The 22,707-nt window shown below is 75.1% G+C and carries 21 protein-coding genes; 9 read left to right on the top strand and 12 right to left on the bottom strand.

Annotation, left to right across the window (positions count from 1 at the left end; all coding sequences use genetic code 11):
• The first annotated feature begins 38 nt into the window (after nt 1-38).
• On the top strand, nt 39-1,592 hold the full coding sequence (locus C5507_RS07770) for an aldehyde dehydrogenase family protein (protein ID WP_207225766.1): 1,554 nt from the start codon (nt 39-41) through the stop codon (nt 1,590-1,592).
• Nucleotides 1,589-3,223, top strand: a complete 1,635-nt coding sequence (locus C5507_RS07775) for a GMC family oxidoreductase (RefSeq protein ID WP_104527964.1) — start codon at nt 1,589-1,591, stop codon at nt 3,221-3,223. Before C5507_RS07770 ends, C5507_RS07775 begins: the two co-directional genes overlap by 4 nt.
• A 6-nt stretch (nt 3,224-3,229) precedes the next feature.
• On the opposite strand, the gene C5507_RS07780 is transcribed toward C5507_RS07775, so the two are convergent.
• Together C5507_RS07780 and C5507_RS07785 are read right to left on the bottom strand one after the other, a co-directional pair.
• Nucleotides 3,230-3,754, bottom strand: coding sequence for a DUF4265 domain-containing protein (locus tag C5507_RS07780; protein ID WP_158657540.1), 525 nt, complete (start codon nt 3,752-3,754; stop codon nt 3,230-3,232).
• Nucleotides 3,755-3,789: 35 nt separating this feature from the next.
• Nucleotides 3,790-5,109: an MFS transporter gene (locus tag C5507_RS07785; protein WP_242611092.1), complete on the bottom strand. Its 1,320-nt coding sequence runs from the start codon at nt 5,107-5,109 to the stop codon at nt 3,790-3,792.
• A gap of 349 nt (nt 5,110-5,458) precedes the next feature.
• Here C5507_RS07785 and C5507_RS07790 point away from each other — a divergent pair, with 349 nt between their 5' ends.
• The 4 genes from C5507_RS07790 to C5507_RS07805 all read left to right on the top strand — a co-directional run bounded on the left by C5507_RS07790 (nt 5,459) and on the right by C5507_RS07805 (nt 8,915).
• The gene (locus tag C5507_RS07790) at nt 5,459-7,063 is read left to right on the top strand and encodes a DEAD/DEAH box helicase (RefSeq protein WP_242611093.1); all 1,605 of its coding nucleotides are present in this window, start codon (nt 5,459-5,461) and stop codon (nt 7,061-7,063) included.
• Nucleotides 7,064-7,263: 200 nt separating this feature from the next.
• Nucleotides 7,264-7,767 carry a hypothetical protein gene (locus tag C5507_RS07795; protein ID WP_104527967.1) on the top strand — a complete coding sequence of 168 codons (504 nt, stop codon included), beginning with the start codon at nt 7,264-7,266 and terminating at the stop codon, nt 7,765-7,767.
• A 234-nt stretch (nt 7,768-8,001) separates the two neighbouring features.
• Complete coding sequence (locus C5507_RS07800) at nt 8,002-8,502, top strand: cupredoxin domain-containing protein (RefSeq protein WP_104527968.1); 501 nt, start codon at nt 8,002-8,004, stop codon at nt 8,500-8,502.
• Nucleotides 8,502-8,915 carry a hypothetical protein gene (locus tag C5507_RS07805; RefSeq protein ID WP_242611094.1) on the top strand — a complete coding sequence of 138 codons (414 nt, stop codon included), beginning with the start codon at nt 8,502-8,504 and terminating at the stop codon, nt 8,913-8,915. The genes C5507_RS07800 and C5507_RS07805 overlap by 1 nt, the downstream gene beginning before the upstream one ends.
• A 71-nt stretch (nt 8,916-8,986) precedes the next feature.
• Here the strand turns inward: C5507_RS07805 and xylA are convergent, their stop codons facing one another.
• Together xylA and C5507_RS07815 are read right to left on the bottom strand one after the other, a co-directional pair.
• Nucleotides 8,987-10,150, bottom strand: a complete 1,164-nt coding sequence (gene xylA / locus C5507_RS07810) for a xylose isomerase (RefSeq protein ID WP_104527969.1) — start codon at nt 10,148-10,150, stop codon at nt 8,987-8,989.
• A gap of 66 nt (nt 10,151-10,216) precedes the next feature.
• On the bottom strand, nt 10,217-11,500 hold the full coding sequence (locus tag C5507_RS07815) for an ROK family transcriptional regulator (protein WP_104527970.1): 1,284 nt from the start codon (nt 11,498-11,500) through the stop codon (nt 10,217-10,219).
• Nucleotides 11,501-11,713: 213 nt separating this feature from the next.
• Between C5507_RS07815 and C5507_RS07820 the strand changes: the two genes are divergently transcribed.
• A complete protein-coding gene (locus C5507_RS07820; RefSeq protein ID WP_104528061.1) occupies nt 11,714-13,132 on the top strand; it encodes a xylulokinase in 1,419 nt (472 codons plus the stop codon).
• On the opposite strand, the gene C5507_RS07825 is transcribed toward C5507_RS07820, so the two are convergent.
• Nucleotides 13,133-13,765 (bottom strand): alpha/beta fold hydrolase, encoded by a 633-nt coding sequence (locus C5507_RS07825; protein ID WP_104527971.1) that lies wholly within the window; start codon nt 13,763-13,765, stop codon nt 13,133-13,135.
• Between the two features lie 120 nt (nt 13,766-13,885).
• Here C5507_RS07825 and C5507_RS07830 point away from each other — a divergent pair, with 120 nt between their 5' ends.
• Nucleotides 13,886-15,313 (top strand): NAD(P)/FAD-dependent oxidoreductase, encoded by a 1,428-nt coding sequence (locus C5507_RS07830; protein WP_104527972.1) that lies wholly within the window; start codon nt 13,886-13,888, stop codon nt 15,311-15,313.
• A 75-nt stretch (nt 15,314-15,388) separates the two neighbouring features.
• On the opposite strand, the gene C5507_RS07835 is transcribed toward C5507_RS07830, so the two are convergent.
• From C5507_RS07835 to C5507_RS07845, 3 genes are read right to left on the bottom strand one after another with little or no spacing between them, the layout of a single operon-like run.
• Nucleotides 15,389-16,066, bottom strand: a complete 678-nt coding sequence (locus C5507_RS07835; RefSeq protein WP_104528062.1) for an alpha/beta hydrolase — start codon at nt 16,064-16,066, stop codon at nt 15,389-15,391.
• A 2-nt stretch (nt 16,067-16,068) separates the two neighbouring features.
• Complete coding sequence (locus tag C5507_RS07840; RefSeq protein ID WP_207225769.1) at nt 16,069-16,266, bottom strand: hypothetical protein; 198 nt, start codon at nt 16,264-16,266, stop codon at nt 16,069-16,071.
• Nucleotides 16,259-17,389, bottom strand: coding sequence for a carboxylate-amine ligase (locus C5507_RS07845; RefSeq protein WP_158657541.1), 1,131 nt, complete (start codon nt 17,387-17,389; stop codon nt 16,259-16,261). The genes C5507_RS07840 and C5507_RS07845 overlap by 8 nt, the downstream gene beginning before the upstream one ends.
• Before the next feature lie 199 nt (nt 17,390-17,588).
• Between C5507_RS07845 and C5507_RS22180 the strand changes: the two genes are divergently transcribed.
• Entirely contained in the window at nt 17,589-18,518 is a 930-nt protein-coding gene (locus C5507_RS22180; protein WP_158657542.1) for a GGDEF domain-containing protein, read from the top strand.
• Between the two features lie 40 nt (nt 18,519-18,558).
• Here C5507_RS22180 and C5507_RS07855 read toward each other — a convergent pair whose 3' ends face one another.
• The 4 genes from C5507_RS07855 to C5507_RS07870 all read right to left on the bottom strand — a co-directional run bounded on the left by C5507_RS07855 (nt 18,559) and on the right by C5507_RS07870 (nt 22,700).
• Nucleotides 18,559-19,362 (bottom strand): SDR family oxidoreductase, encoded by an 804-nt coding sequence (locus tag C5507_RS07855; protein WP_104527974.1) that lies wholly within the window; start codon nt 19,360-19,362, stop codon nt 18,559-18,561.
• Between the two features lie 203 nt (nt 19,363-19,565).
• Entirely contained in the window at nt 19,566-20,513 is a 948-nt protein-coding gene (locus C5507_RS07860; RefSeq protein WP_104527975.1) for a hypothetical protein, read from the bottom strand.
• A gap of 88 nt (nt 20,514-20,601) precedes the next feature.
• A complete protein-coding gene (locus tag C5507_RS07865; RefSeq protein ID WP_104527976.1) occupies nt 20,602-22,080 on the bottom strand; it encodes a GntP family permease in 1,479 nt (492 codons plus the stop codon).
• Nucleotides 22,081-22,217: 137 nt separating this feature from the next.
• Nucleotides 22,218-22,700, bottom strand: a complete 483-nt coding sequence (locus C5507_RS07870; protein WP_104527977.1) for an ArsI/CadI family heavy metal resistance metalloenzyme — start codon at nt 22,698-22,700, stop codon at nt 22,218-22,220.
• Between the last annotated feature and the right edge of the window lie 7 nt (nt 22,701-22,707).

Genomic DNA, 22,707 nt, shown 5'->3' on the forward strand with positions numbered 1-22,707 from the left:
CTCCTCCGGTGCCTGTGACCCGCGGGTAACGTGCACCCATGTCGCTCGCCGAGCAGCTGGATTCCGTCGACGCCGGTACCGCGGGCACCGTCGACCGGCACAGCACCACCGAGACCTTCGAGTCGACCGCCCCCGCCACGGGCGCGGTGGTCGGCGTCTTCCCCGTGCACGACGCCGCCGCGGTCGCGGAGACCGTGGCGCGGGCGCGCACCGCTGCGGAGCAGTGGGCCGCCCTGGGCTGGGACGGGCGCAAGCAGCGCCTCGCCGCCTACCGCGGCTACCTCGCCCGGCGCATGCACGAGCTGTCCGACCTCGTCCACCGCGAGAACGGCAAGCCGCACGCCGACGCGATCCTCGAGATCGCCCTCACGGTCGACCACCTCGCCTGGGCCGCCGGCCACGCCCGCAAGGCCCTCGGCCCCCGCAAGGTCCCCTCGGGGATGCTCGCGGCCAACCACGCGGCGTACCTGGAGTACCAGCCGCTGGGCGTCATCGGCGTCATCGGCCCGTGGAACTACCCGGTGTTCACCCCCATGGGTTCGATCGCCTATGCGCTGGCCGCCGGCAACGCCGTCGTCTTCAAGCCGTCGGAGCACACCCCGGCGGTGGGCGCCTGGCTCGCCGCCGCGTGGCGTGCCGCCGTCCCCGACGTGCCCGACGCCTTCCAGGTGGTCACCGGCTTCGGCTCGACCGGCGCGGCGCTGTGCCGGGTACCGGTCGACAAGCTCGCCTTCACCGGCTCGGCCGCCACCGGCAAGAAGGTGATGGCCACCTGCGCCGAGACCCTCACCCCGGTGCTCATGGAGCTCGGCGGCAAGGACGCGATGATCGTCGACGACGACGCCGACGTGGCCGCTGCCGCCGACGCCGCGGTCTGGGGCGCGATGAGCAACGGCGGCCAGACGTGCATCGGCATCGAGCGCATCTACGCCACCGAGGCCGTCTACGACCGGTTCGTCGCCGAGGTCACCGCGCAGGTGAGCTCGCTGCGGCCCGGGTCGGACGGCGAGGCCACCTACGGCCCGATGACCATGGCGTCGCAGATCGACGTCGTCCGCCGGCACGTGGCCGACGCCGCCGCCGCCGGCGCCCGCGTGGTCACCGGCGGGACCGACGCCGACGCCTTCCCGGCCGAGGGCTACGTCGCCCCCACCGTGCTGCTCGACGTCCCCGACGACTCCTCCGCCATCACGGAGGAGACCTTCGGCCCGACGCTGACCATCACCCGGGTGCGCGACGCCGAGGAGGGCCTCCAGCGGGCCAACGCCACCAGCTACGGGCTGGCCGGCGCCATCTTCTCCGGCTCGAAGGACAAGGCGATGGACCTCGCCCGCCGGATGCGCAGCGGGATGACCTCGATCAACTCCGTGCTCACCTTCGCCTCGGTGCCGGCGCTGCCGTTCGGCGGCGTGGGCGACTCGGGCTTCGGCCGCATCCACGGCGAGGACGGGCTCAAGGAGTTCACCCGCGCCAAGGCGATCACCCGCCAGCGCTACGCGCTGCCGGTGAACCTCATGAGCTTCGGCCGGCCGGAGAAGGCCGCCGACGCCCTCGCCCGCGTCATGGGCATGGTCCACGGGAGCAAGCGATGAGCCGGCGGTCCGACGAGGTGCAGGTGGCCGACGAGTACGACGTCGTCGTCGTGGGTGCCGGCTCGGCCGGCAGCGCGCTGGCCGGGCGGCTGAGCGAGGACCCGTCGCTGCGGGTGCTCGTGCTGGAGGCCGGCGGCTCCGACGACGTCCTCGAGGTGAAGATCCCGGCGGGCCTCTACAAGGTCTGGCGCACCCGGCACGACTGGAACTACACGACCGAGGAGCAGCCCGGCCTCGGCGGCCGCACGCTGTTCTGGCCGCGCGGCAAGCTGCTCGGGGGGTCGTCCTCGATCAACGCGATGATCTACATCCGCGGCGCCCGGGCCGACTACGACGAGTGGGCCGAGCTCACCGGCGACCCGTCCTGGTCCTACGACCGCGTGCTCCCGCTGTTCAAGCGGATGGAGGACAACGCCCGCGGCGCCGACGAGTTCCACGGCGTCGGTGGCCCGCTGCGGGTCGAGGACCTCCGGTCGCCGCACCCGTGGACCCGCGCCGTCGTCGAGTCGGCGGTGGCCGCCGGCTACCCGCGCAACGAGGACTTCAACGGCGCCACCCAGGACGGCGTCGGCCAGTACCAGGTGACGCAGAAGCGGGGCAGGCGCTGGTCGGCCGCCGACGCCTACCTGCACCCGGCCGCGGGACGGCCGAACCTGACCGTCCGGACCGGCGCGCTGACCACCCGCGTGCTCGTCGAGGGCGGGCGCGCGACCGGCGTCGAGTACCGCTGCGGCGGCCGGCTGCGCACCGTGCGGGCCACCCGCGAGGTGGTCCTCTCCGGCGGCGCGGTGAACTCCCCGCAGCTGCTCATGCTCTCGGGCATCGGCCCGGCCGACCACCTCCGGGAGGTCGGCGTCGAGGTCGTCCACGACCTGCCGGGCGTGGGCGGCGGGCTGCAGGACCACCCGTTGGTGCCCGTGGTCTGGAACGTCCGGTCGGGCAGGTCCCTGCGGCTGGCCGAGACGCCGGTCAACCTGGCGAAGTGGAAGGCCGCCGGCCGGGGGCCGCTCACCTCCAACCTCGCCGAAGCCGGGCTCTTCACCCGGTCCCGCCCCGACCTCGTCGCGCCGGACCTGCAGATGCACTTCCTGCCGGTGAAGTTCTGGAAGCAGGCGGAGATCGACCCGGACGCCGAGGCCTTCACCTCCGCCGTCGTGCTGGTCGACGTCCACTCCCGCGGTTCGGTGCGGCTGCGCTCGGCCGACCCGACGTGGGCCCCCGCGATCGACGCCGGCTACCTCACCGACTCCCGCGACGTCGACGCGCTGGTGTGCGGCGTCGAGAAGTCGCGCGAGATCGCCTCGGCCGGGCCGCTGGCCTCGGTGCTGGCCGAGGAGTGGTCCCCCGGCGGCACGGTGCACGGCAGCGAGGCGCTGCGGCAGTCGGTGCGCGACACCCTCGAGTCGCTCTACCACCCGGTGTCGTCCTGCCGGATGGGCACCGACGACCAGTCCGTCGTCGACCCGCAGCTGCGCGTGCACGGCATCGAGGGGCTGCGGGTGGTCGACGCCTCGGTCATGCCTACGCTCGTCCGCGGCAACACCAACGCGCCGACGATCATGATCGCCGAGCGGGCCGCCGACCTGATCCTGGGTCGGGTGCCCGCTCCCGCGGGGGCCGCCGCGGGCTGATCGGGCTCAGGGAGCGCTCGGCCGGCCGGGCTCGAAGATGAACCGGCCGGCGCGCTCCTGCTCGGCGAGGTGGTCGGCGACCGCCGGGGCGACGTCGGGCTCGGCGGAGACCGCGAGCAGGTTCGGCGACCAGACGTCGAACCAGCAGCCGAAGCGCGCCAGTTCCCGCTGCAGCTCGGTCACCCGGTCGTCGCGCTCCAGGTCCGGCCAGTCGGGGAGCCACACCCGGAAGGTGGTGCGCCCGGTGTCGTGCACGCGGCGGACGGCCACCAGCGGTCCCTCCGCGGTGGCCACCACCTCCACCTCGTCGCCGAGGGCCAGGTCGTAGGCGAACACCGGGACGGCGGCGAGGACGGCGCGCCCCTCCCCCGACGGGCGGGCCCGCAGCCCTTCCCAGGCCGCTTCGCCGTCCCCGGCCGGGTAGACCGCGACCCACACGGTCTGCGTCGCGGCCGCGACGTCCGGGTGCACCTCGAGCACGCGCTCCCGGATCCGGCAGACCGTGCCCGGGTGCTCGAGGAAGCTGCTCACACCGCCCAGCCTAGGGACGGCGCCGGCCGCGCCGGTCAGCCGTGCGCCTGCGCGGCCGCCGCCGCCTGCCGGTCCGTGGGCAGGGCCTCCCCCGCGGCCGGCGGGAGGTTGCGGCGGATCGCGACGGACATGGCGGCCGCACCGAGGCACAGCCCCCCGGCGAGGAACCAGGCCAGGTCGTAGGAGCCGGTGACGTCGCGGATCACCCCGCCACCGAAGGCGGCCACCGCCGAGCCGAGCTGGTGGGCGGCGAACACCCAGCCGAACACCACCGGCGCGCGGACGCCGAAGTGCTCACGGCACAGCGCCAGCGTGGGTGGCACGGTGGCCACCCAGTCCAGGCCGTAGAACACGATGAACGCGACCATGCTGACGTGCAGCTCCGGCCCGAACAGCGGGGGCAGCAGGAACAGCGAGAACCCGCGCAGCCCGTAGTAGGCCAGCAGCAGCACCCGCGGGTCGACCCGGTCGGTGAGCCAACCCGACAGCACCGTGCCGGCGATGTCGAAGATGCCGACGACGGCGAGCAGACCCGCGGCCGTGGTCACCGGCATGCCGTGGTCGTGGGCGGCCGGGATGAAGTGCGGCTGCACCAGGCCGTTGGTCGACATGCCGCAGATGAAGAAGCCGCCGGCCAGCAGCCAGAACGGCCGTCGACGGGCCCCCTGGGCCAGGCCGCGCAGAGCCGTGCGGGCGGCGCCGGTGCGGACCGGGTCGACGTCGTCGGCCGGCGTGCCGCCGTAGGGGGTCACGCCCAGGTCCCGGGGCCGGTCGCGCAGCAGCCAGGCCACCAGCGGGACGACGGCGAGCGCCGCGACGGTCGTGCCCAGCGAGGCCGACCGCCAGCCCCAGGTCTGGTCGGCCCAGGCCACCAGGGGCAGGAACACCAGCTGCCCGGTCGCCCCGCCCGCGGTCAGGACTCCGGACACCAGCCCGCGGCGGGCGACGAACCAGCGGCCGGTCACCGTCGCCACCAGGGCCAGCGCCATGGAGCCCGTGCCCAGCCCGACGACCACGCCCCACAGCAGCACCAGCTGCCAGCTCGCCGTCATGAAGACGGTCAGGCCGCTGCCGGCCGCGGTGAGCAGGAGCGCGCCGATCACCACCCGGCGGATGCCGAAGCGCTCCATCAGCGCCGCCGCGAAGGGCGCGGTGAGCCCGTAGAGGGCCATGTTCACCGCGACGGCGGCCGAGATCGTCGTGACCGACCAGCCGAACTCCTCGCGCAGCGGGTCGATGAGCACGCCGGGGACCGCGCGAAAGGCGGCCGCCCCCACGAGGGCCAGGAAGGTCACGCCGGCCACCCACCAGGCGGGGTGGATCCGATACGTGCGCGGCGGAGCGGAGGCGGTCACGGCGCAGAGCATGACGGACCCGCCGCCGTCGGTGGGAGTCGCCGGCAGGCGGCATCCACCTACCGGCGCACGTACCGCGGGAGCGCGACACGTCACCCGATGTGACCTGTTCCTCCCCCCGGATGGGACCACACCGACCCCGGGTCTGGTTGAGTACTGCGTACCGGCGCCGCCCTCGCTCATCCGGAGCGGCAGGAATCGACGTCGGGCTGAGGCTGCGCCACCTTGGTGCGCCCGGCTGACCGACGTCTCGCCGACGATGCGAGCCCGCCCTGCCTCCGTGCAGCCGTGCCGGCGCTCGCGCTCGCCGAGGTGGTCGTGCGGCCACTCGAAGCGTCGAAGGACTCCCTTGACCTCCACCACCAGCAACTCCCCCGCCTCCGCCTCCGACGGCGGCCCCCGTCGCCGTCGCGGTGGACGCGGTCGCGGCTCCCGTCCGGCCGGTGACCAGCAGGGCCAGCAGACCCAGCAGGACCGTCCGGCGCCCGCGGCGACGGCGCCCGTCGTCGTCCCCGTCGGGGCCGACGCCACCGTCCTGCCCACCGACACGACCTTCGAGGCCCTGGGCGTCCCCGCCCCCCTCGTCGAGGTGCTGACCGCCAGCGGCATCATCGCGCCGTTCCCGATCCAGGTCGCGACGCTGCCCGACAGCCTCGGCGGCCGTGACGTCCTCGGCCGCGGCCGCACCGGCTCGGGCAAGACCCTGGCCTTCAGCATCCCGCTGGTCGCCCGCCTGGCCGCCTCCACTACCAAGCGGCAGGCCAAGCGGCCGCGCGCGCTGATCCTGGTCCCGACCCGCGAGCTGGCCAACCAGGTCGCGGCCGTCGTCGACCCGATGGCCCGGGCGCTGGGCATGAGGACGACGACGGTCTTCGGCGGCGTCGGCCAGAACCCCCAGGTGCAGGCCCTGGCCGGCGGTCTGGACGTCGTCATCGCGTGCCCCGGCCGGCTCGAGGACCTCATCCAGCAGGGCCACTGCGACCTCGGCGCCGTCGAGGTCACCATCCTCGACGAGGCCGACCACATGGCCGACCTGGGCTTCCTGCCCGGCGTCAAGCGGATCATGGACCGCACGCCCAAGGTCGGTCAGCGGATGCTGTTCTCCGCCACCCTGGACAACGGCGTCGACGTCCTGGTCAAGCGGTACCTGAGCAACCCGGTCACGCACTCGGTCGACCCGGCCGTCGCGCCGGTCTCGACGATGACCCACCACGTGTTCCGCGTCGACGCCGCCGACAAGGCCCGGATCGTCCAGGAGCTCGCCTCGGGCCTGGGCCGCAGCGTGCTGTTCACCCGGACCAAGCACCAGGCCAAGAAGCTCGCCAAGCAGCTCACCGCCGCCGGCGTGCCGGCCGTCGACCTGCACGGCAACCTGAGCCAGAACGCCCGCGAGCGCAACCTCGAGGCGTTCACCAGCGGCGAGACGCGCGTCCTGTGCGCCACCGACATCGCCGCCCGCGGCATCCACGTCGACGACGTGGCGATCGTGGTGCACGTCGACCCGCCGGCCGAGCACAAGGCCTACCTGCACCGCTCGGGTCGCACCGCCCGCGCCGGTGCCGAGGGCGCCGTCGTCACCATCGCCACGCCCGACCAGGCCGGCGAGGTCCGCACCCTGGCCCGCCAGGCGGGGATCACCCCGGAGGTGTCGGCGATCAAGCCCGGCGCCCGGGAGATCACCGCGCTGGTCGGCCACGCCGCGCCGTACGTCGAGCCGGCCCCGGTGGTCGAGCAGCCGCAGCAGGGCGGTGGCGGTGGACGCCGTCGCAGCGGTGGCGGTTCGGGCCGCGGTTCCTCCGGTGGCGGAACGCCCAAGGCCGCATCCGCCGGGAGCTCCCGCGGGGGTTCGGCCCGCGCCTCGGGCCCGGCGCGCACCCGTGCCGAGCTGGCCGCCCGCGCCGGCTCGTCGTCCGCGGCGTCCTTCAGCGCCCGCTCGCGCCGCGGCGGCCGCTGACCGCTCGTCGGACCGGCGCTCCGTCGCCATCCTGGCTCACTGTAAAGGGTCCTGGCTCACCGTCGATGGTGAGCCAGGACCCTTCGCGGTGAGGAGAGTGGTCTCCCGGCTCCCACGGTTGGGTGCACACCGACGAGGGCACAGGTCGCACACGGCTGGTTGAGCACTGGACCAGCACCGTCGACCAGAAAGGTTCCCTCATGGGGCTGCCCATCACCCTGTCCGAGATCGCACCCCGCATCTCCGCGGGGGCCTTCATCCTCAACAGCGGCCTCGGCAAGCGAGGCGCCGACGAGGAGGCCGCCGCCGGCATGCAGGGCTTCGCGACCGGCACCTACCCGTTCCTCGGGAACATGGCGCCCAAGCAGTTCGCGACCATGCTGTCCTCGGCCGAGATCGCCGTCGGCGCGGCGCTGCTGACGCCGTTCGTGCCGACAGCCGTCGCCGGGGCGGCGCTCACCGCCTTCTCCGGCGGCCTGCTCGGCCTCTACCTGAAGACGCCCGGCATGCGGAAGCCCGGCAGCCTGGCCCCGACCGAGCAGGGCCTCTCGATCGCCAAGGACAGCTGGCTGCTCGGCATCGGGATCGGCCTGCTCGTGCGCGGCACCGTCGACCGCCAGCCGCGCCAGGTGCGCAAGGCGGCGAAGGTGCTGGACAAGGCGAACAAGAAGGCCGCGAAGGCCCGCAAGCGCCTCAACGACTGAGCTCTGCCGAGGCCCCTCCCCCGGGTAGGCGCACCACGCTGACCAGCCGGCGCCGGCGTCCACCGCCGGCCCGGTCGGTCAGCGGCGCCTCGACCGGCAGATCGGAGCGGCCGCGACCCATCCGGAGAGGCCGCCGCGGACGAACACCTGACGTCCCGGCACGAGGAACTCGCGTGGGACGAGCGGGCGCCGTGTGCAACCGAGCGGGCGGCACCGTCGATCCGAGGAGGCCCCATGTCCCGTTCCCACAGCTCCCGCTCCCGCACCTCCGCGCGGTTGCGCCCGGCCGCCTCAGCACTCCTCCTCGCCGGCACGCTCGCCGTCACCGCTGCCTGCGGCATGGAGTCCGACACCGGCTCCGCCGCGCCGGCGCCGTCGTCGTCGAGCCCGTCGTCGTCGAGCCCGTCGTCGTCCACCGCCTCCGAGCCCGCGGCCCCCTCGGCCCCGGAGAGCGCCGTTCAGACCATCACCGCCACGGAGGAGGACTTCAGCATCTCCGTCGACCAGGACAGCGTCCCCGCCGGCAGCTACGAGATCGAGGCCCTCAACTCCGGCGGCGCCAGCCACAACCTGATCGTCGAGCGCGACGGCGAGGACGTCGCCGCGACGGAGATCCTCAGCCCCGGCGGCTCGGAGACCCTGACGGTCGACCTGGAGCCCGGGGAGTACGTCTTCTACTGCAGCGTCGGGGCCCACCGCTCGATGGGCATGGAAATCACCATCGAGGTCACCTGATGACCACGACGACGGCGCAGGCACGGTCCTCGTCGACGCTGACCTGGGGGCTCCGGTTCCTGGGCGCGGTCCTGCTGGCCGCGATGGGCTGGCTGCACCTGGACCTGTGGTTCGACGGCTACCGGACCATCGCGGTGATCGGGCCGGCCTTCCTGCTCAACGCCGTCGCCGGCTTCGCCCTGGCGGTCCTGCTGCTGGTCGTGCCCCGCCGGCTGCTCGCCGGGGCCGCCGCGCTGGGGGCGCTCGCCGCCGCCGGCACGCTGGCGGCCCTGGTGCTCTCCACCACCGTGGGCCTGTTCGGCTTCGTGGAGTCGACCGCCGCGCCGCTGTGGTGGGAGACGTTGTGGATCGAGGCCGGCGCCGTCGTCGTGCTCGCGGTCCTGACCGTCGTCGCCGTCCGCCGGCGGGGCTGACCCCGGCCGGGGACGACGGACGGGCGGGCACCCGGGTGTTCCCGGGCCCCGCCCGTGCTGGGCGGAACCGGTCAGCGGACGCCGAGCAGGTGCTCCATCGCGAGCTGGTCGAGCCGCTCGAACTGCAGCCCGCGCGCACCGAGGGTCTCGGGATCGTGGGCCTCGGTGCGCAGCGCGTCGAGGCTCTCCCCCTCGCCCAGGGTCGGGACGGCGAGCTCACCGACGCGCGCGGCCTCCAGCGCCTCGGCGACCTCCGGGTCGGCGCGGAACGCCTGCGCCTTCTCCTTGAGGATCAGGTAGTTGCGCATGCAGGCGCGCGCGGTCTCCCAGACGCCCTCGATGTCCTCGGTCCGCGGCGGCTTGTAGTCGAAGTGCAGGTAGCCGTCGTAGGCCTTGCCGGAGCCGGCACCCAGCAGGGTGTCCACCGTCCAGAAGGCGCCGCGCAGGTTGCCGGCGCCGAAGCGCAGGTCCTGGTCGAAGCGCGGGCCGTGCTGGCCGTTGAGGTCGACGTGGAAGAGCTTGTCGTGCCACAGCGCCTGGGCGATGCCCTGGGCGAAGTTAAGCCCGGCCATCTCCTCGTGCCCGACCTCGGGGTTGAGACCGACGCGGGCCGGCTCCTCGAGCTCGTTGATGAAGGCGATCGCGTGCCCGATCGTCGGCAGCAGGATGTCGCCGCGCGGCTCGTTGGGCTTGGGCTCCAGGGCGAAGCGCATGTCGTAGCCCTTGTCGCGCACGTAGGCGCAGAGGGCGTCCAGGCCCTCCTTGTAGCGGTCGAGCGCGGCGGCGACGTCCTTGCTGCCACCGGACTCCGCACCCTCGCGGCCGCCCCACAGCACGTAGGTCTTCGCGCCCAGCTCGGCGGCCAGGTCGATGTTGCGCAGCACCTTGGCGATCGCGTACCGGCGGACGGCGCGGTCGTTCGCGGTGAAGCCGCCGTCCTTGAACACGGGGGCGCCGAACAGGTTGGTCGTCGCCATCTCGACGTCCATGCCGGTCTCGGCCAGCGCCTTCTTGAAGCGCTCGAGGGTGGCCTCGCGGGTGGCGTCGTCGGGGACGAGGTCGTCGTCGTGGAAGGTGACGGCGGCCGCGCCCAGCTCGGCGAGCCTGTGCACGGACTCCACCGGGTCGAGCGCCGGGCGGACGGCGCCGCCGAATACGTCGACGCCCTGCCAGCCCACGGTCCAGAGACCGAAGCTGAACCTGTCGTCCTTGGAGGGGGTGTAGCGGTCGGTCATGGGAGGTGTTCTCCGTCCGGTTCGGGCGTGCACACCAGGTCGACGACCTGGTGGACGAGCGGGTGGTCAGGGGGCGGTGGCGCCGGCCGGGTCGAGCACCGGCTCGGGCACGAGGGTGGGGTCGTCGAAGACCGACTCCAGGGCGACGTGCGCGCCGCCCCGGACGGCGGCGGTGAAACCGAGCCTGGAGAGGACCACGCGGGCACCGGCCATGCCGGGGCCGAGCACGCGTGACTCGAGCTCGGCCAGCAGCGGCTCCATGAGGAAGCGCCCCAGCACGGCGAAGTAGCCGCCGAGCAGGACCACCCGCGGGTTGAAGAGGTTGATCAGCACGGCCGCGCCGGTGCCCAGCGAGGTGCCGACCTGGCGCAGCGCGCCCAGCGTGCGCTCGTCGCCGGCCTCCGCGCGGCGGGCTACCTCGGCCAGCCGGGTCTCCAGGTCGCGGCCGGGGTCGCGCACCGGGTCCCCGTGGTCGGCGGCGGCGCGCAGCAGCGCGGCCAGGCCCACGACGGTCTCCCAGCAGCCGCGCCGCCCGCAGCCGCAGACGACGTCGGGGTCGCCGAGCGAGGTGTGCCCGACCTCGCCGGAGAGCCCCCCGGCGCCGCGCAGCAGCCGGCCGGCCACGATCACGCCACCGCCGACACCGACCTCACCGGTCAGGTAGACCAGGTCGGGGGTCCGCGCCTCGCTGCCCATGGCCCACTCGGCGATCGCCAACAGGTTGGCGTCGTTCTCCACGCGGATGGGGCAGTCGACGTCCAGCCGGGAGCGGAGCCCGTCGAGCACCGCGACGTCGCGCCAGCCGATGTTGGGCGCGAGGGTGACGACGCCGTCGACGCTGCGGACCAGGCCGGCGACGGCGACGGTCACCCCGGCCGGGCGCGCGCCGACCACCGCCGCCGCGGCGACGGCCTCGGTCACCGCGCGGGCCACCGCGTCGAGGGTCTCCTCGGCGCCGAGCGAGGGGATGTCCAGGGCGTGCCGGCGCTCGAAGAGCACCTCGCCCCGCAGGTCCAGGACGAGCACGGCCACGTAGTCGACGTTGAGCTCGACACCGATCCCGCAGACGCAGCGGCCGTCCAGGTGCACGATGAGACCGGGCCGCCCCACGGAGCCGGCCCGGTCGACCTCGCCGGCGCTCACCAGCCGCCGCTCCGCGAGCTCGGCCACGAGGCTGGACACCGTGGCCTTGTTCAGGCCGGTCTCCTGGGCGATGCGGGCGCGCGACCGGGGGCCGTGGTCCCGGAGGTGGCGCAGGACCAGCCCCAGGTTGGTGCGCCGGACGGTCGCCTGGTCGGCGGGAGCACGACGCTCGGACGAGCCGTCGTAGAGCGGCGCCTCCTCGGTCATGCCACCTCCTCGCTACCCGGGCCTGCATTAGTCGGATCAACAAACAAATTAGGGGGCGCGGCTGCGGCCGGTCAAGACCAACCCCCCACCCTCGTTCGCGACAGCGCTCGCGGCGGCCTACAGTCCCGGTCCCATGACCCCCGTGTGCTCGCCGCGGCCCCGCCGGGCCCGTTCCGCCACCGTCCGCCCACCCGTGGGCCGGGGGCCGGTCCGATGACCCTCGTCGCCGGGGTCGACACCTCGACGCAGGCCTGCAAGGTCGTCGTCCGCGACGCCGCGACCGGCGAGCTCGTGCGCTCGGGGCGGGCCGCGCACCCGGCCGGCACCGAGGTCGCCCCGCAGGCGTGGGAGGACGCGTTCCGGGCCGCGGCCGACCAGGCCGGCGGGCTGGACGACGTCGCCGCGCTGGCGGTCGGCGGTCAGCAGCACGGCATGGTCTGCCTGGACGCCGACGGCGAGGTGGTCCGGGACGCGCTGCTGTGGAACGACGTCCGCTCCGCGCCCGCCGCCGCCGAGCTGATCCGCGAGCTGGGGGACGGCGACGAGGCCGCCGGGCGCCGGGCGTGGGCCGACGCCGTGGGCCTGGTGCCGGTCGCCTCCTTCACCGCGACCAAGCTGCGCTGGCTGGCCGACGCGGAGCCGGCCAACGCCGACCGCACCGCGGCCGTCTGCCTGCCCCACGACTGGCTGACCTGGCGCCTCTCGGCCGACCGCGACCTCGGCACCCTGGTCACCGACCGCGGCGACGCCAGCGGCACCGCCTACTGGTCGGCCCGCACCGGCGAGTACCGGCTGGACCTCCTCGAGCGGGCGATGCGCGGACGCCGTCCCGCCGTCCCCCGGGTGGCCGGGCCGGCCGAGCGGGTGGGCACGCTCGCCGGCGGCACCGCGCTCCTCGGCCCCGGCACCGGCGACAACGCGGCGGCCGCACTCGGCCTGGCCGCCCGCCCCGGCGACGTCGTCGTCTCCATCGGCACCTCGGGTGTGGTCTCGGCGGTGACGCCGACCGCGGTCGCCGACGTCACCGGCACCGTCGCCGGGTTCGCCGACGCCACCGGCAACCACCTGCCGCTGGTGGCCACGATGAACGCCGCCCGGGTGCTCGACGCCGCCGCCGCGCTGCTCGGGGTCGACCACGCGACCCTGTCGGACCTCGCGCTGTCGGCGCCCTCGGGGGCCGACGGGCTGGTGCTGGTGCCCTACCTGGAGGGCGAGCGCACGCCCAACCTGCCGAACGCCACCGGTTCGGTGCACGGGCTGACGTTGCGGTCCTCCACGCCCGCGCACTGGGCCCGCGCCACGATCGAGGGACTCCTCTGCGGGCTGGCCGACGGCATCGAGGCCGTCGTCGCGCAAGGCGTGACCGTCGAGCGGGTGCTGCTCGTGGGCGGGGCGGCCCGCTCCCCCGCCGTGCAGCAGCTGGCGCCGGGCATCTTCGGCCGGCCGGTCCTGGTGCCGCCGCCCGGTGAGTACGTGGCCGACGGCGCGGCGCGGCAGGCGGCCTGGGTGCTCTCCGGCGCCGGGACCGCACCGGAGTGGGCCCAGCCGGGCCTGCAGGAGTTCGACGCCGCCCCCGCGGCGCACGTGCGGGAGCGGTACGCGGAGGTGCGCGGCCGCACCGACGGCCAGTAGTCAGAACGCCCGGACGACGGCGGCGATCTCGGCCGGGTGGGTCTGCACGGTCATGTGCGCCGCGCCGGACAGCTCGACGAGCCGCCCGCGCGGCGCCGCGGCGCACACCCGCCCGCTCCAGTCGGCCGGGCACAGGGCGTCGCGGGTGCCCCGGACGACGACGACCGGCACGCCCACCCGGGCCAGGCGGCCGTCGATCCGGTCCGGTGAGGCCCTCCGCCACAGGGCGGCCATCGCGAGCGGGCCGGTGTGCAGCCACTGCCGCAGGACCAGCGGCACCTGCCACCACGGTTCGGCGAGCGCGGTCCGCAGCCACCGCCAGGCGAGCACGGGCAGCCGGCGCATCCGCGGGTCGGTGGTCGGGCCGCACAGCACGACGGCCCGGACGCGGGGGTCGACGGCGGCGGCCGCGACCACCTGGCAGCTCTGCGAGTGGCCGAGCAGGACCACCGGTCCGTCGGGCAGGGCGGCGAGCAGCCGGCGGGCCAGCTCGTCGAGCGACGGGACGGGCCGCGGCCGCCCCATCCCGGGGAGGAGCACGACCGTGCCCGGCATCTCCTCGCGCAATCGTGCCGAGGAACGTTCGTCCAGCCCGAGACCGGGCACGACGACGAGTGAGGGTCCGGAGGGCACCCGTCGGGTCTACCGCCCGGGGACCTCGCACGCGACCGGCACGGCAGTCAGCACAGTGTGTCCTGCATCTCTCGTGGGCACCCAGGGACGGCACCGCTCGAAGTGGGAGAATGATTCATCATGACGACATCACCAGCGCAGACCCCCGCCAGCAGCGACCACCGCAGCGACCGGCCGCGCGTCGTCATCGTCGGCTCCGGCTTCGGTGGCCTGTTCGCCGCCCAGGCGCTGCGCAAGGCCCCGGTCGACGTCACCCTCGTCGGCAAGACCGCCCAGCACCTCTTCCAGCCGCTGCTGTACCAGGTGGCCACCGGCATCCTGTCCGAGGGCGAGATCGCGCCGGCCACCCGCGAGATCCTGCGCCGGCAGGAGAACGCCCGCGTGGTGCTCGGCGAGGTCACGCACATCGACGTCACCGCCCGGACGGTGACCTCGGAGGTGCTGGGCCGCCAGACGGTGCACCCCTACGACGAGCTCATCGTCGCCGCGGGCGCCGGCCAGTCCTACTTCGGCAACGACCAGTTCGCCGAGTTCGCGCCCGGCATGAAGAGCATCGACGACGCGCTGGAGCTGCGCGGCCGGATCTTCGGCGCCTTCGAGCTGGCCGAGATCGCCACCGACCCGGCCGAGATCGACCGGCTGCTCACCTTCGTCGTCGTCGGGGCCGGCCCCACCGGCGTGGAGATGGCCGGCCAGATCGCCGAGCTCGCCCGCCGCACGCTGCGCCGGGACTTCCGCAACATCAACCCGACCGGCGCGCGCGTGATCCTGCTGGACGCCGCGCCCGCCGTGCTGCCCTCCTTCGGCAAGAAGCTGGGCGAGGCGGCCCGCCGCCAGCTCAACGAGATCGGCGTCGAGGTGCAGCTGGGCGCGATGGTCACCGACGTCGACGCCAACGGGCTGGAGGTCAAGGACAGCGACGGCCAGGTCCGCCGCATCCAGGCCGCCACCAAGATCTGGGCCGCCGGCGTGCAGGCCAGCGGGCTCGGCCGGATCCTCGGCGAGCAGACCGGCGCCGAGGTCGACCGCGCCGGCCGCATCTCGGTGCTGCCCGACCTGACGCTGCCCGGCCACCCCGAGATCCACGTGGTCGGCGACATGATGGCGCTGGGCAAGCTGCCCGGCGTCGCCCAGGTGGCCATCCAGGGCGGCCGGTACGCCGCGGAGTCCATCAAGCGCAAGGTCAGCGGCAAGTCGCCCCAGGAGCCGTTCACGTACTTCGACAAGGGCTCGATGGCGACCATCTCGCGGTTCTCCGCGGTGGCCGACATCGGGAAGTTCAAGTTCAGCGGCTTCACCGCCTGGGTGCTGTGGCTGGTCGTGCACCTGATGTACATCGTCGGCTTCAAGAGCCGCATCACCACGGTCCTGCACTGGATGGTGAGCTTCCTCGGCCGCGGCCGGTCGGAGCGGGTCGCGACCCAGCAGCAGGTCTACGGCCGGCTGGCGCTGGAGGAGCTCGGCAGCGGGTGGGAGGTCTCCAAGACCGGCGGTCCGAAGAACACCTCACCCGACGACGAGGACCCCACCAACCGCGAGTCCGCCTGAGCACCGGGCACCGGCCGGCCGCCGAGGCCTTCGCCGACCGCGCCGGTGAGACCCGCTCGATGTGAAGTCGCGCGATCACCCCGCGTCCAGCCACCACCCCAGCGAGGCCACGACGTCGCCGGGGCGGACGACGTGCCCGCCGTCGAACTCCTCGTAGGTGACCTCGTGGCCGGAGCCGTCGAAGGCCGCGGCGAGCCGCCGGCCGCAGCGGTCGACGGGCAGCACCCGGTCGTCGGTGCCGTGGGTGATCCGGATGCGGGGCCGACCGATCGCCGCCGGCGGGTGCGCGAAGCCCGGGGAGAAGGCCAGCACCGCGTCGAACAGGTCGCCGTTGGCCGGCCCCAGCGAGAGCGCGTAGGAGGCGCCGTCGGAGAAGCCGCCCACCGCGCACCGCGACACCGCGGCATGCCGGCCGACCTCGGCCAGCGCGGCGTCCAGCACGGCGACGTCGCGGCCCAGCCGGCCCGCGACGAGGTCCCAGGTGGCCGCCCCCGACCGCGGCGCGAGGACCAGCACGCCGCGCTCGGCCGCGGCGGCGCCCACGGCCCCGATGCTCTGCCGCGGCTCACCGCCGGCACCGTGGAAGAACACCAGCAGCGGGCGCGGCCGCGGCTCGCCGTTCGGGACGGCGAGCAGCACCTCCGCTCCCCCACCGAGGTCCAGCTCGTGCATCCCGGCCGGCCACGGCGGGCCGGCCGGTGACGCCGTGGGGCGGCTGTCGAGCCGGCCGTCGGCGTGCCGGGAACCGGGCACGGTCACTCCCCGTGGGCCGCGACGGGCACGTGCTCGTCGGCGCGCTCGAGGTGCAGCGGCTGCAGGAGTGTGCGGTGGCCGGCCTTGCCGATGGCCACCACGCGCGCGTCGCCGATCCGCTCGATCAGCGGGTCCAGGTCGCCGGCACCGCGCAGCGGGCGGGCCAGGGCCCGGATGTCCTCGGTCGTCCGGTCAGTCACGGGCGGCTCCTCCCAGCACCACGGAGGCCGCGACCTGCCGCAGGTCCGCGGTCCGCTGCCAGGCTGCGCGCTGCCGCGCGGCCGAGGTACCCCGGCCGAACAGCTGCTGCACCAGGTTCCGCACCTCGTCCTCCTCCCCCCGGTCGGCGAGGTCGTCGGCCAGTTCGGCGAGCAGCCCCTCGACCGCCGCGCGGGCGTCGACGAGCCCACCGGCCAGCGGGTCGAACAGCTGCCCGCCGAGGCCGTCCCGGGCGGCGCGCCAGCGCGCGGCGCGCAGCAGCTCCCGGCGAGGGCGCGGAACCGGTTCCTCCCGCTCGGCCCGGGCCGCGAGCACCCGCACGAGCGAGCGCACCAGGGCGGCGTGCAGGACGACGTCGTCCAGCTCGGTGCAGACGTCGGCCAGCCGGAACTCGACGGTGGGCAGGTGGGACGAGGGGCGCACGTCCCAGTACAGGTGCGACGCGTCGCCCACGACCCCCGCGGCGACCAGGCCGTCCACCACCTCGCGGTAGCCCGCCGCCGTGCCGAGCGGCTCCGGGATGCCGGTGTGCGGCCAGCGACCCCACCACAGCGTGCGGTAGCTCTCGTAGCCGGTGTCGGCGCCGTCGTGGAAGGGGGAGCTGCCGGTCATCGCCAGCAGCAGCGGCAGGTACGGGCGGGCGCGGTCGAGCACGGCGACGGCCGTCCCCACGTCCGGGACCCCCACGTGCACGTGGCAGCCGGCGATGTCCTGCCGGACGGCGAGTGCGGCCCACCGGTCGACCATCGCCTCGTACCGCGGGTCCGGGGTGATCACCTGCTCCCGCCAGCCGGCGAAGGGGTGGGTGGAGGCCGCGAGCAGTAGCACGCCGGCGCCGGTGGCCGCCGCGCGGGCCTGCGCGCGGGCGGCGGTCAGCTCGGCGCGCAGCTCGTCGAGCGACCGGCACACGCCGGTGGCCGTCTCCAGCTGCGTCGTGGTGATCTCGGGGTGCACCCGATCGCCGAGCTCGTGCCGCACGGCGGCAGCGACGAGTTCCGGGCTGGGGGTGAGCGCCAGGGTGGCCGGGTCGACGAGGTGGAACTCCTCCTCCACCCCCACGGTGGCGCCCACCTCGGCCCGTGGGCGACAGGCGGTGGGCTCCATGCGCGCTCCCGTGCAGGAGGTGCCGCCTCCGGCACTGCCAGCGGCCCCGGGGTCCGGGGGCGGCCGAGAGCCGACCGCACCGGAACGGTACGAGCCCCCGTCCGCGCACGCACCCCCATCGAGGGGCATCCGCCGGAGGGCGCCGTACCGAACGCCTCTCCGACCAGCAGGATGGGCACCCACGGGGAAGGGGAACGGGGTGCAGACGGGACATCGCACGGCCACGACGCTGCTGGCGACGCTGTACACGGTCAGCGGAGCACTCTGCTGGGCCGGCGCCGCCATGCCGATGGACCGGGGAACCCCCGTCGCGCTGCTCTGGGTCCTCGGCGCCATCGGCCTGGGCGTCGGCGCGGGGCTGTGGTGGTCCGGCCGCGACGTGCGCCCCTGGGTCCTGCACGCCGCGGTCGCCCTCGCCTCCGTCCTGGTCGGGGTGCTGGCCTGGCAGTCCGCCACCGCCGTCGGCATCGTCGGGCTGGGTCCGGCGTTGATCGCCGTCGGGCTGTACGCGGCGCACTTCCTGCCGCTGCCCGCCGCACGGGTGCACGCCGGCTTCGCCCTGCTCTCCGGCAGCGCCGGCGCGTGGGCCGCCGCCCCCTCGGACTTCCTGTCGCCGTGGATCACGCTGATCGCCACCGCCGTCGTCCTCGTCGAGGTGCAGGCCCGGCTGGCCAGGCAGCTCCGCACGGCGGCCGGCACCGATCCGCTCACCGGCCTCGCCAACCGGCGGGCGTGGGAGGAGGAGGCCTCCCGCCACCTCGCCCGGGCCGCCCGCAGCGGGGAGCCGCTGAGCTTCGCGGTCCTCGACCTCGACGACTTCAAGGAGGTCAACGACCGGGACGGCCACGGCGCCGGGGACGCCCTGCTGCGCGAGCTCACCGCCGGCTGGAGCCGGCGGCTGCGCCACGCCGACCTGCTCGGCCGCTACGGGGGCGACGAGTTCGTGCTGTGCCTGCCGGCGACCGACGAGGCTGCGGCGACCGAGCTGCTGGGCCAGCTCGCCGCGACCCATCCGTTCACCTGGACGGGCGGGGTCGCCACGGCCCGGTCCGGGGACACCCTGACGTCGGTCCTGGCTCGCGCCGACGAGCAGCTCTACCGGCGGAAGCGCAGCGGCCGGACCACCTGAGTCCGGCCAGCCGGGAACACCGGTCAGCCGGGTGCGCCGGTCAGCCCCGTCGCCACGCGTCGTCGCCCAGGTGCGAGCCGGCCATCGGCCCCATCCGGAGCATGCCGCCGTCCACCGGCCACGACGCCCCGGTGACGTACCCGGCGGCCGGCGACGCCAGGAAGGCGACGACGGTGGCCACCTCGCGGGCGTCCCCCGGACGGCGCAGCGGGACCCCGGGGCGCTCGTGACCGACCGTCGGGTCCTCGTCCTCCTGGCCGGTCATCGGGGTGGAGATCTCCCCGGGCGCGACGGCGTTGACGGTGATGCCGTGCTCGGCCAGCTCCAGCGCCGCGACCTGGGTGAGCAGCCCCAGTCCGCCCTTGGCCGCGCAGTAGCCGGCCGCACCGACGCGGGGCGCGTGCTCGTGCACGCTGGTGATGTTCACGATCCGTCCGCCGTTCCCGGCGGCGACCATCCGCCGCGCGGCGCGCTGCAGGCACAGGAACGCGCCGTCGAGGTCGGTGGCCAGCACCTCCCGCCAGGTGTCGAAGTCCAGCTCCAGCAACGGCGTCATGTGGCCGGTGCCGGCGTCGTTGACCAGCACGTCGACGCCGCCGAGCGCCTCGGCCAGCTCGTCGACGACGTCGGCGGCGCCGGGGAGCTGGGTCAGGTCGAGGTGGCGCACCTCCGCGCGCCGGCCGAGGGCCCGCACCTCCTCCGCGGTGGCTTCCCCGGCGTCCCGGTCCCGGTACCAGGTGATGCCGATGTCGCAGCCCTGCTCGGCGAGCGCGACGGCGGTCGCCCGCCCGATGCCCGACTCCGACCCCGTGACGATCGCGACCCGCACGCGCTCCTCGGCCATGGGTTGCACGCTAGGTCGCGACGTCGCAGGACGCAGCCCGGCCGTGGACCGCCGGCCTCAGCCCGTGGCGGCCCGGTCGAAGCGCTGCGCCCACTCCCCCAGCAGCTCGCGCAGCTCGGGCGGGGAGACCACGGTGCACTCGGCGCCGGTGAGGCCCGTCGCGGACGGTCAGAAGACGATGGGCTGACGGCACCGGGCGGCGATCACCCGCCGTCGCCCTGGAGCCCCGCGACTCGGGCGACGGCGGCGTCGAGGGCCGCGGCGGCGTCGGCGGCCTCCCGCTCGGCCGTCGCCCGCCGGCGCTCCTCGCGCCGAAGCGCCGCGGCCGCGTCCCCGGCCGCCCGCTCGGCCTCGGCCAGCTGGTCGGCCAGCTCCTCGGCCCGGGCCTGCAACTCGGCCCGGCGGGCGGCCAGCTCCTCGGTCGCGCGGCGGTGCTCCTCGAGGACGGCCTGCGCCTCGTCGGCGGCCCGCTGCGCCTCGTCGGCCACCTGCCGCGCGTCCGCCAGCTCCCGCCGGCGCTTCTCCTCGGCGACCCGGCGGCGCTCCTCCTGCTCGCGGCGACGGCGATCGGCCGGGGACTCCTCGCCGTCGGCCCGCTCCTTCCGCTTCGACGGCGACCGAGGAGGTGCGGCGGCCGGCGCGGTGGGCGGGACCAGGCGGAGCTTCGGCCGGCCGGTCACCTCCCCCAGGCCGCTGTAGGACATCGGCGCGGTGAGCCGGCCGGTCAGCAGCGCCTCCCCGGCGTCCGGATCGGACATGGCCGCCCGCAGCGTCTCCTCGACCTGGGTGGCGACGGCGGTGCTGACGGGGTGCCCGCGCTCGGAGGCCAGCGCCCGCGCCTGGCGGGTGAGCGCGCCCAGCAGCTGCCGCCGCTGCACGTCCAGGGCCTTCAGCTGGTCGCCGGCGAGGTTCTGCTGGGCGTCGCGCAGCAGGTCGCCGAGGTCGACCAGCCCCTCGATCTCGGCGCGGTGGGCGCGGACCAGCAGGTTGCACACCCACGCCGGCGTGGACGGCTTGGGCAGCGCGCCGATCTCCTTGGCGAGGGCCTTGTCGCCCGCCGCCCTGGCCTCGTCCTGCCGCTCCGTGCGCCGCGCGACGAACTCCTCGGGCGCCGTCTCGTAGAGCTCGTCGGCGATCTCCTCCAGCTGCACGCCGCCGACCCTGCCAGAGCCGGAGCACGCCGTCGTCGTACCGGCCGTCCGGCCGGGGAAGGGCGGGGCCCGCCCCGGCCGGACCCGGTCAGACGACCAGGCTCAGCAGCGCGGCGATGGCGAACCCGACCACGCCGATCAGGGTCTCCATCACCGTCCAGGTGCGCAGGGTCGTGGCGACGTCCATCTTGAGGAAACGGCCCACCAGCCAGAACCCCGAGTCGTTGACGTGCGACAGCACCGTGGCACCGCAGGCGATCGCGATGACGACGAGCGCCACGTCCAGCTCGGACAGGTTGCTGGCGGAGACGGCCGGCGCGATCAGGGCGGCCGTCGTGAGCAGCGCGACGGTGGCCGAGCCCTGCGCGACCCGCAGGCAGGTGGCGACGACGAACGCGGCCACGATCACCGGCAGCCCCAGCCCCTCGAGGCTGTCGGCGAGCGCGGCACCGATCCCGCTGGCCCGCAGGACGCCACCGAACATACCGCCGGCGCCGGTGATCAGGATGATGGCGCAGACGGGCCCGAGGGAGGAGTTGAGCAGCTCCTCGATCTCACCCTTCGAGAACCGTTCGCGGCTGAGGACGACGGCGGCCACCAGGACCGTGATGAGCAGGGCCACCGGCGTCTGGCCGATCAGCCGCAGGGCCGCGACCCAGGTCGCGTCGCCGTCGACGACCCCCGCGGTGCCCAGCGTGTTCAGCCCGGTGTTGAACAGGATCAGCACCAGGGGCAGCAGGAGCAGCGCGAGCACGGTGCCGAAGCGCGGTGCGGTGCGCGCCGGGCCGCGGGTCGCGACATCCACGCCCCCGCCCGCCGGGGTGGCTCCGCCGGTGCCTCCGGCGTCGCCGTGGGTGTCGTCCAGGGTGCCGCCGGGCAGGCGCTCGGCGGGGCCGCCGCCGGTCGCGAACGCGTCGGGCACCGGCAGCGGGAAGCGGTGCCCGGCCCACTTGCTGAACAGGTAGGACGCGATGTACCAGGTGGGCAGCCCGATCACGAGGCCCACGACGACCAGCAGGCCGATGTTCGCCCCGAGGATGTCCCCCGCACCGACCGGACCCGGGTGCGGTGGGACGAACGCGTGCATGACCGCGAACGCGCCGGCCGAGGGCAGCGCGTAGAGCAGCACGGAGCCGCCGAACTGGCGGGCGACGCTGAAGATGATCGGCAGGAAGACCACGAACCCGGCGTCGAAGAAGATCGGGAAGCCGAAGAGCAGGGAGGCGACGCCGAGCGCCAGCGGGGCCCGCTTCTCCCCGAAGCGGCCGATCAGGGTGTCGGCGAGCACGGTGGCGCCGCCGGTCACCTCCAGCAGCTTGCCGATCATGGCACCGAGACCGACCAGCAGCGCCACGCTGGCCAGGGTGGAGCCGAACCCCGCGAGCAGCGTGTCGATCACCTCGGCCGTCGGGATGCCGGTGGCCAGCGCCGTGAGCAGGCTGACCAGGACCAGGGCCACGAAGGCGTGCAGCTTGAACTTCATGACGAGGACGAGCAGCACGGCGACGGCGGCGACCGCGATCAGCAGCAGCGGGCCGGTTCCCAGGGTCGGGACGACTTCTTCCATGACGGGCCTCTCGGGTCGAGGGGGGTACCACTGCTCACCGCTGGGAGCGGGGCAACCCTCTCAGAGCCGGCGCCGGCCGGGCACCCTCCTCGGTACCGATCCGGAAACGATCGAGCCGGGCGCGTCTCCCCCACCGCTCAGCAGCAGCTCGCCGCGACCCGGGCATCGGCGGCCGAACCCTCGGGCCGGCAGCAGGTGCCGTCCCCGGCCACCGCGGAGAGCTCCGCGGACGTCGCGCCCTCCAGATCGGGGCGGGCGTCGCCCGTGACCGTGTAGACCTCCCACGGCTCGCCGCCGGGACCGGTCACCCACACCTTGTCCTGGACCGCGTAGCAGCAGGTGGTGCTGCCCTCGACCCGCGTGGCGAGGCCCGCGTCGGCCAGCCGGCCGGTGGCGGCGGTGACCTCGTCGGTGGACGCCACCTCGACGCCGAGGTGGTCCATGCGGGTGGGCTCCCCGGCCCCGCCCTCCAGGAGGACCAGCTTCAGCGGCGGCTCGACGACGGCGAAGTTGGCGTAGCCCGGGCGGCGCTTGGCCGGGGCGGTGTCGAAGAGCCGCGAGTAGAACGCGACGGCGGCGTCGAGGTCGGCGACGCGGAGAGCGAGCTGGACACGGGACACGGGGACC

The sequence above is a fragment of the Blastococcus saxobsidens genome (genome assembly GCF_002938435.1).
Classification (GTDB): Bacteria; Actinomycetota; Actinomycetes; order Mycobacteriales; family Geodermatophilaceae; genus Blastococcus; species Blastococcus saxobsidens.

Bases quoted from the DNA above. Each gene is read 5' to 3' on its own strand.
- C5507_RS07845 (WP_158657541.1), bottom strand. From the start codon at position 17,389: ATGGAGCCCACCGCCTGTCGCCCACGGGCCGAGGTGGGCGCCACCGTG.
- C5507_RS07800 (WP_104527968.1), top strand. From the start codon at position 8,002: ATGTCCCGTTCCCACAGCTCCCGCTCCCGCACCTCCGCGCGGTTGCGC.
- C5507_RS07830 (WP_104527972.1), top strand. From the start codon at position 13,886: ATGACGACATCACCAGCGCAGACCCCCGCCAGCAGCGACCACCGCAGC.
- C5507_RS07775 (WP_104527964.1), top strand. From the start codon at position 1,589: ATGAGCCGGCGGTCCGACGAGGTGCAGGTGGCCGACGAGTACGACGTC.
- C5507_RS07820 (WP_104528061.1), top strand. From the start codon at position 11,714: ATGACCCTCGTCGCCGGGGTCGACACCTCGACGCAGGCCTGCAAGGTC.
- xylA (WP_104527969.1), bottom strand. From the start codon at position 10,150: ATGACCGACCGCTACACCCCCTCCAAGGACGACAGGTTCAGCTTCGGT.
- C5507_RS07815 (WP_104527970.1), bottom strand. From the start codon at position 11,500: ATGACCGAGGAGGCGCCGCTCTACGACGGCTCGTCCGAGCGTCGTGCT.
- C5507_RS07855 (WP_104527974.1), bottom strand. From the start codon at position 19,362: ATGGCCGAGGAGCGCGTGCGGGTCGCGATCGTCACGGGGTCGGAGTCG.
- C5507_RS07865 (WP_104527976.1), bottom strand. From the start codon at position 22,080: ATGGAAGAAGTCGTCCCGACCCTGGGAACCGGCCCGCTGCTGCTGATC.
- C5507_RS07795 (WP_104527967.1), top strand. From the start codon at position 7,264: ATGGGGCTGCCCATCACCCTGTCCGAGATCGCACCCCGCATCTCCGCG.
- C5507_RS07805 (WP_242611094.1), top strand. From the start codon at position 8,502: ATGACCACGACGACGGCGCAGGCACGGTCCTCGTCGACGCTGACCTGG.
- C5507_RS07770 (WP_207225766.1), top strand. From the start codon at position 39: ATGTCGCTCGCCGAGCAGCTGGATTCCGTCGACGCCGGTACCGCGGGC.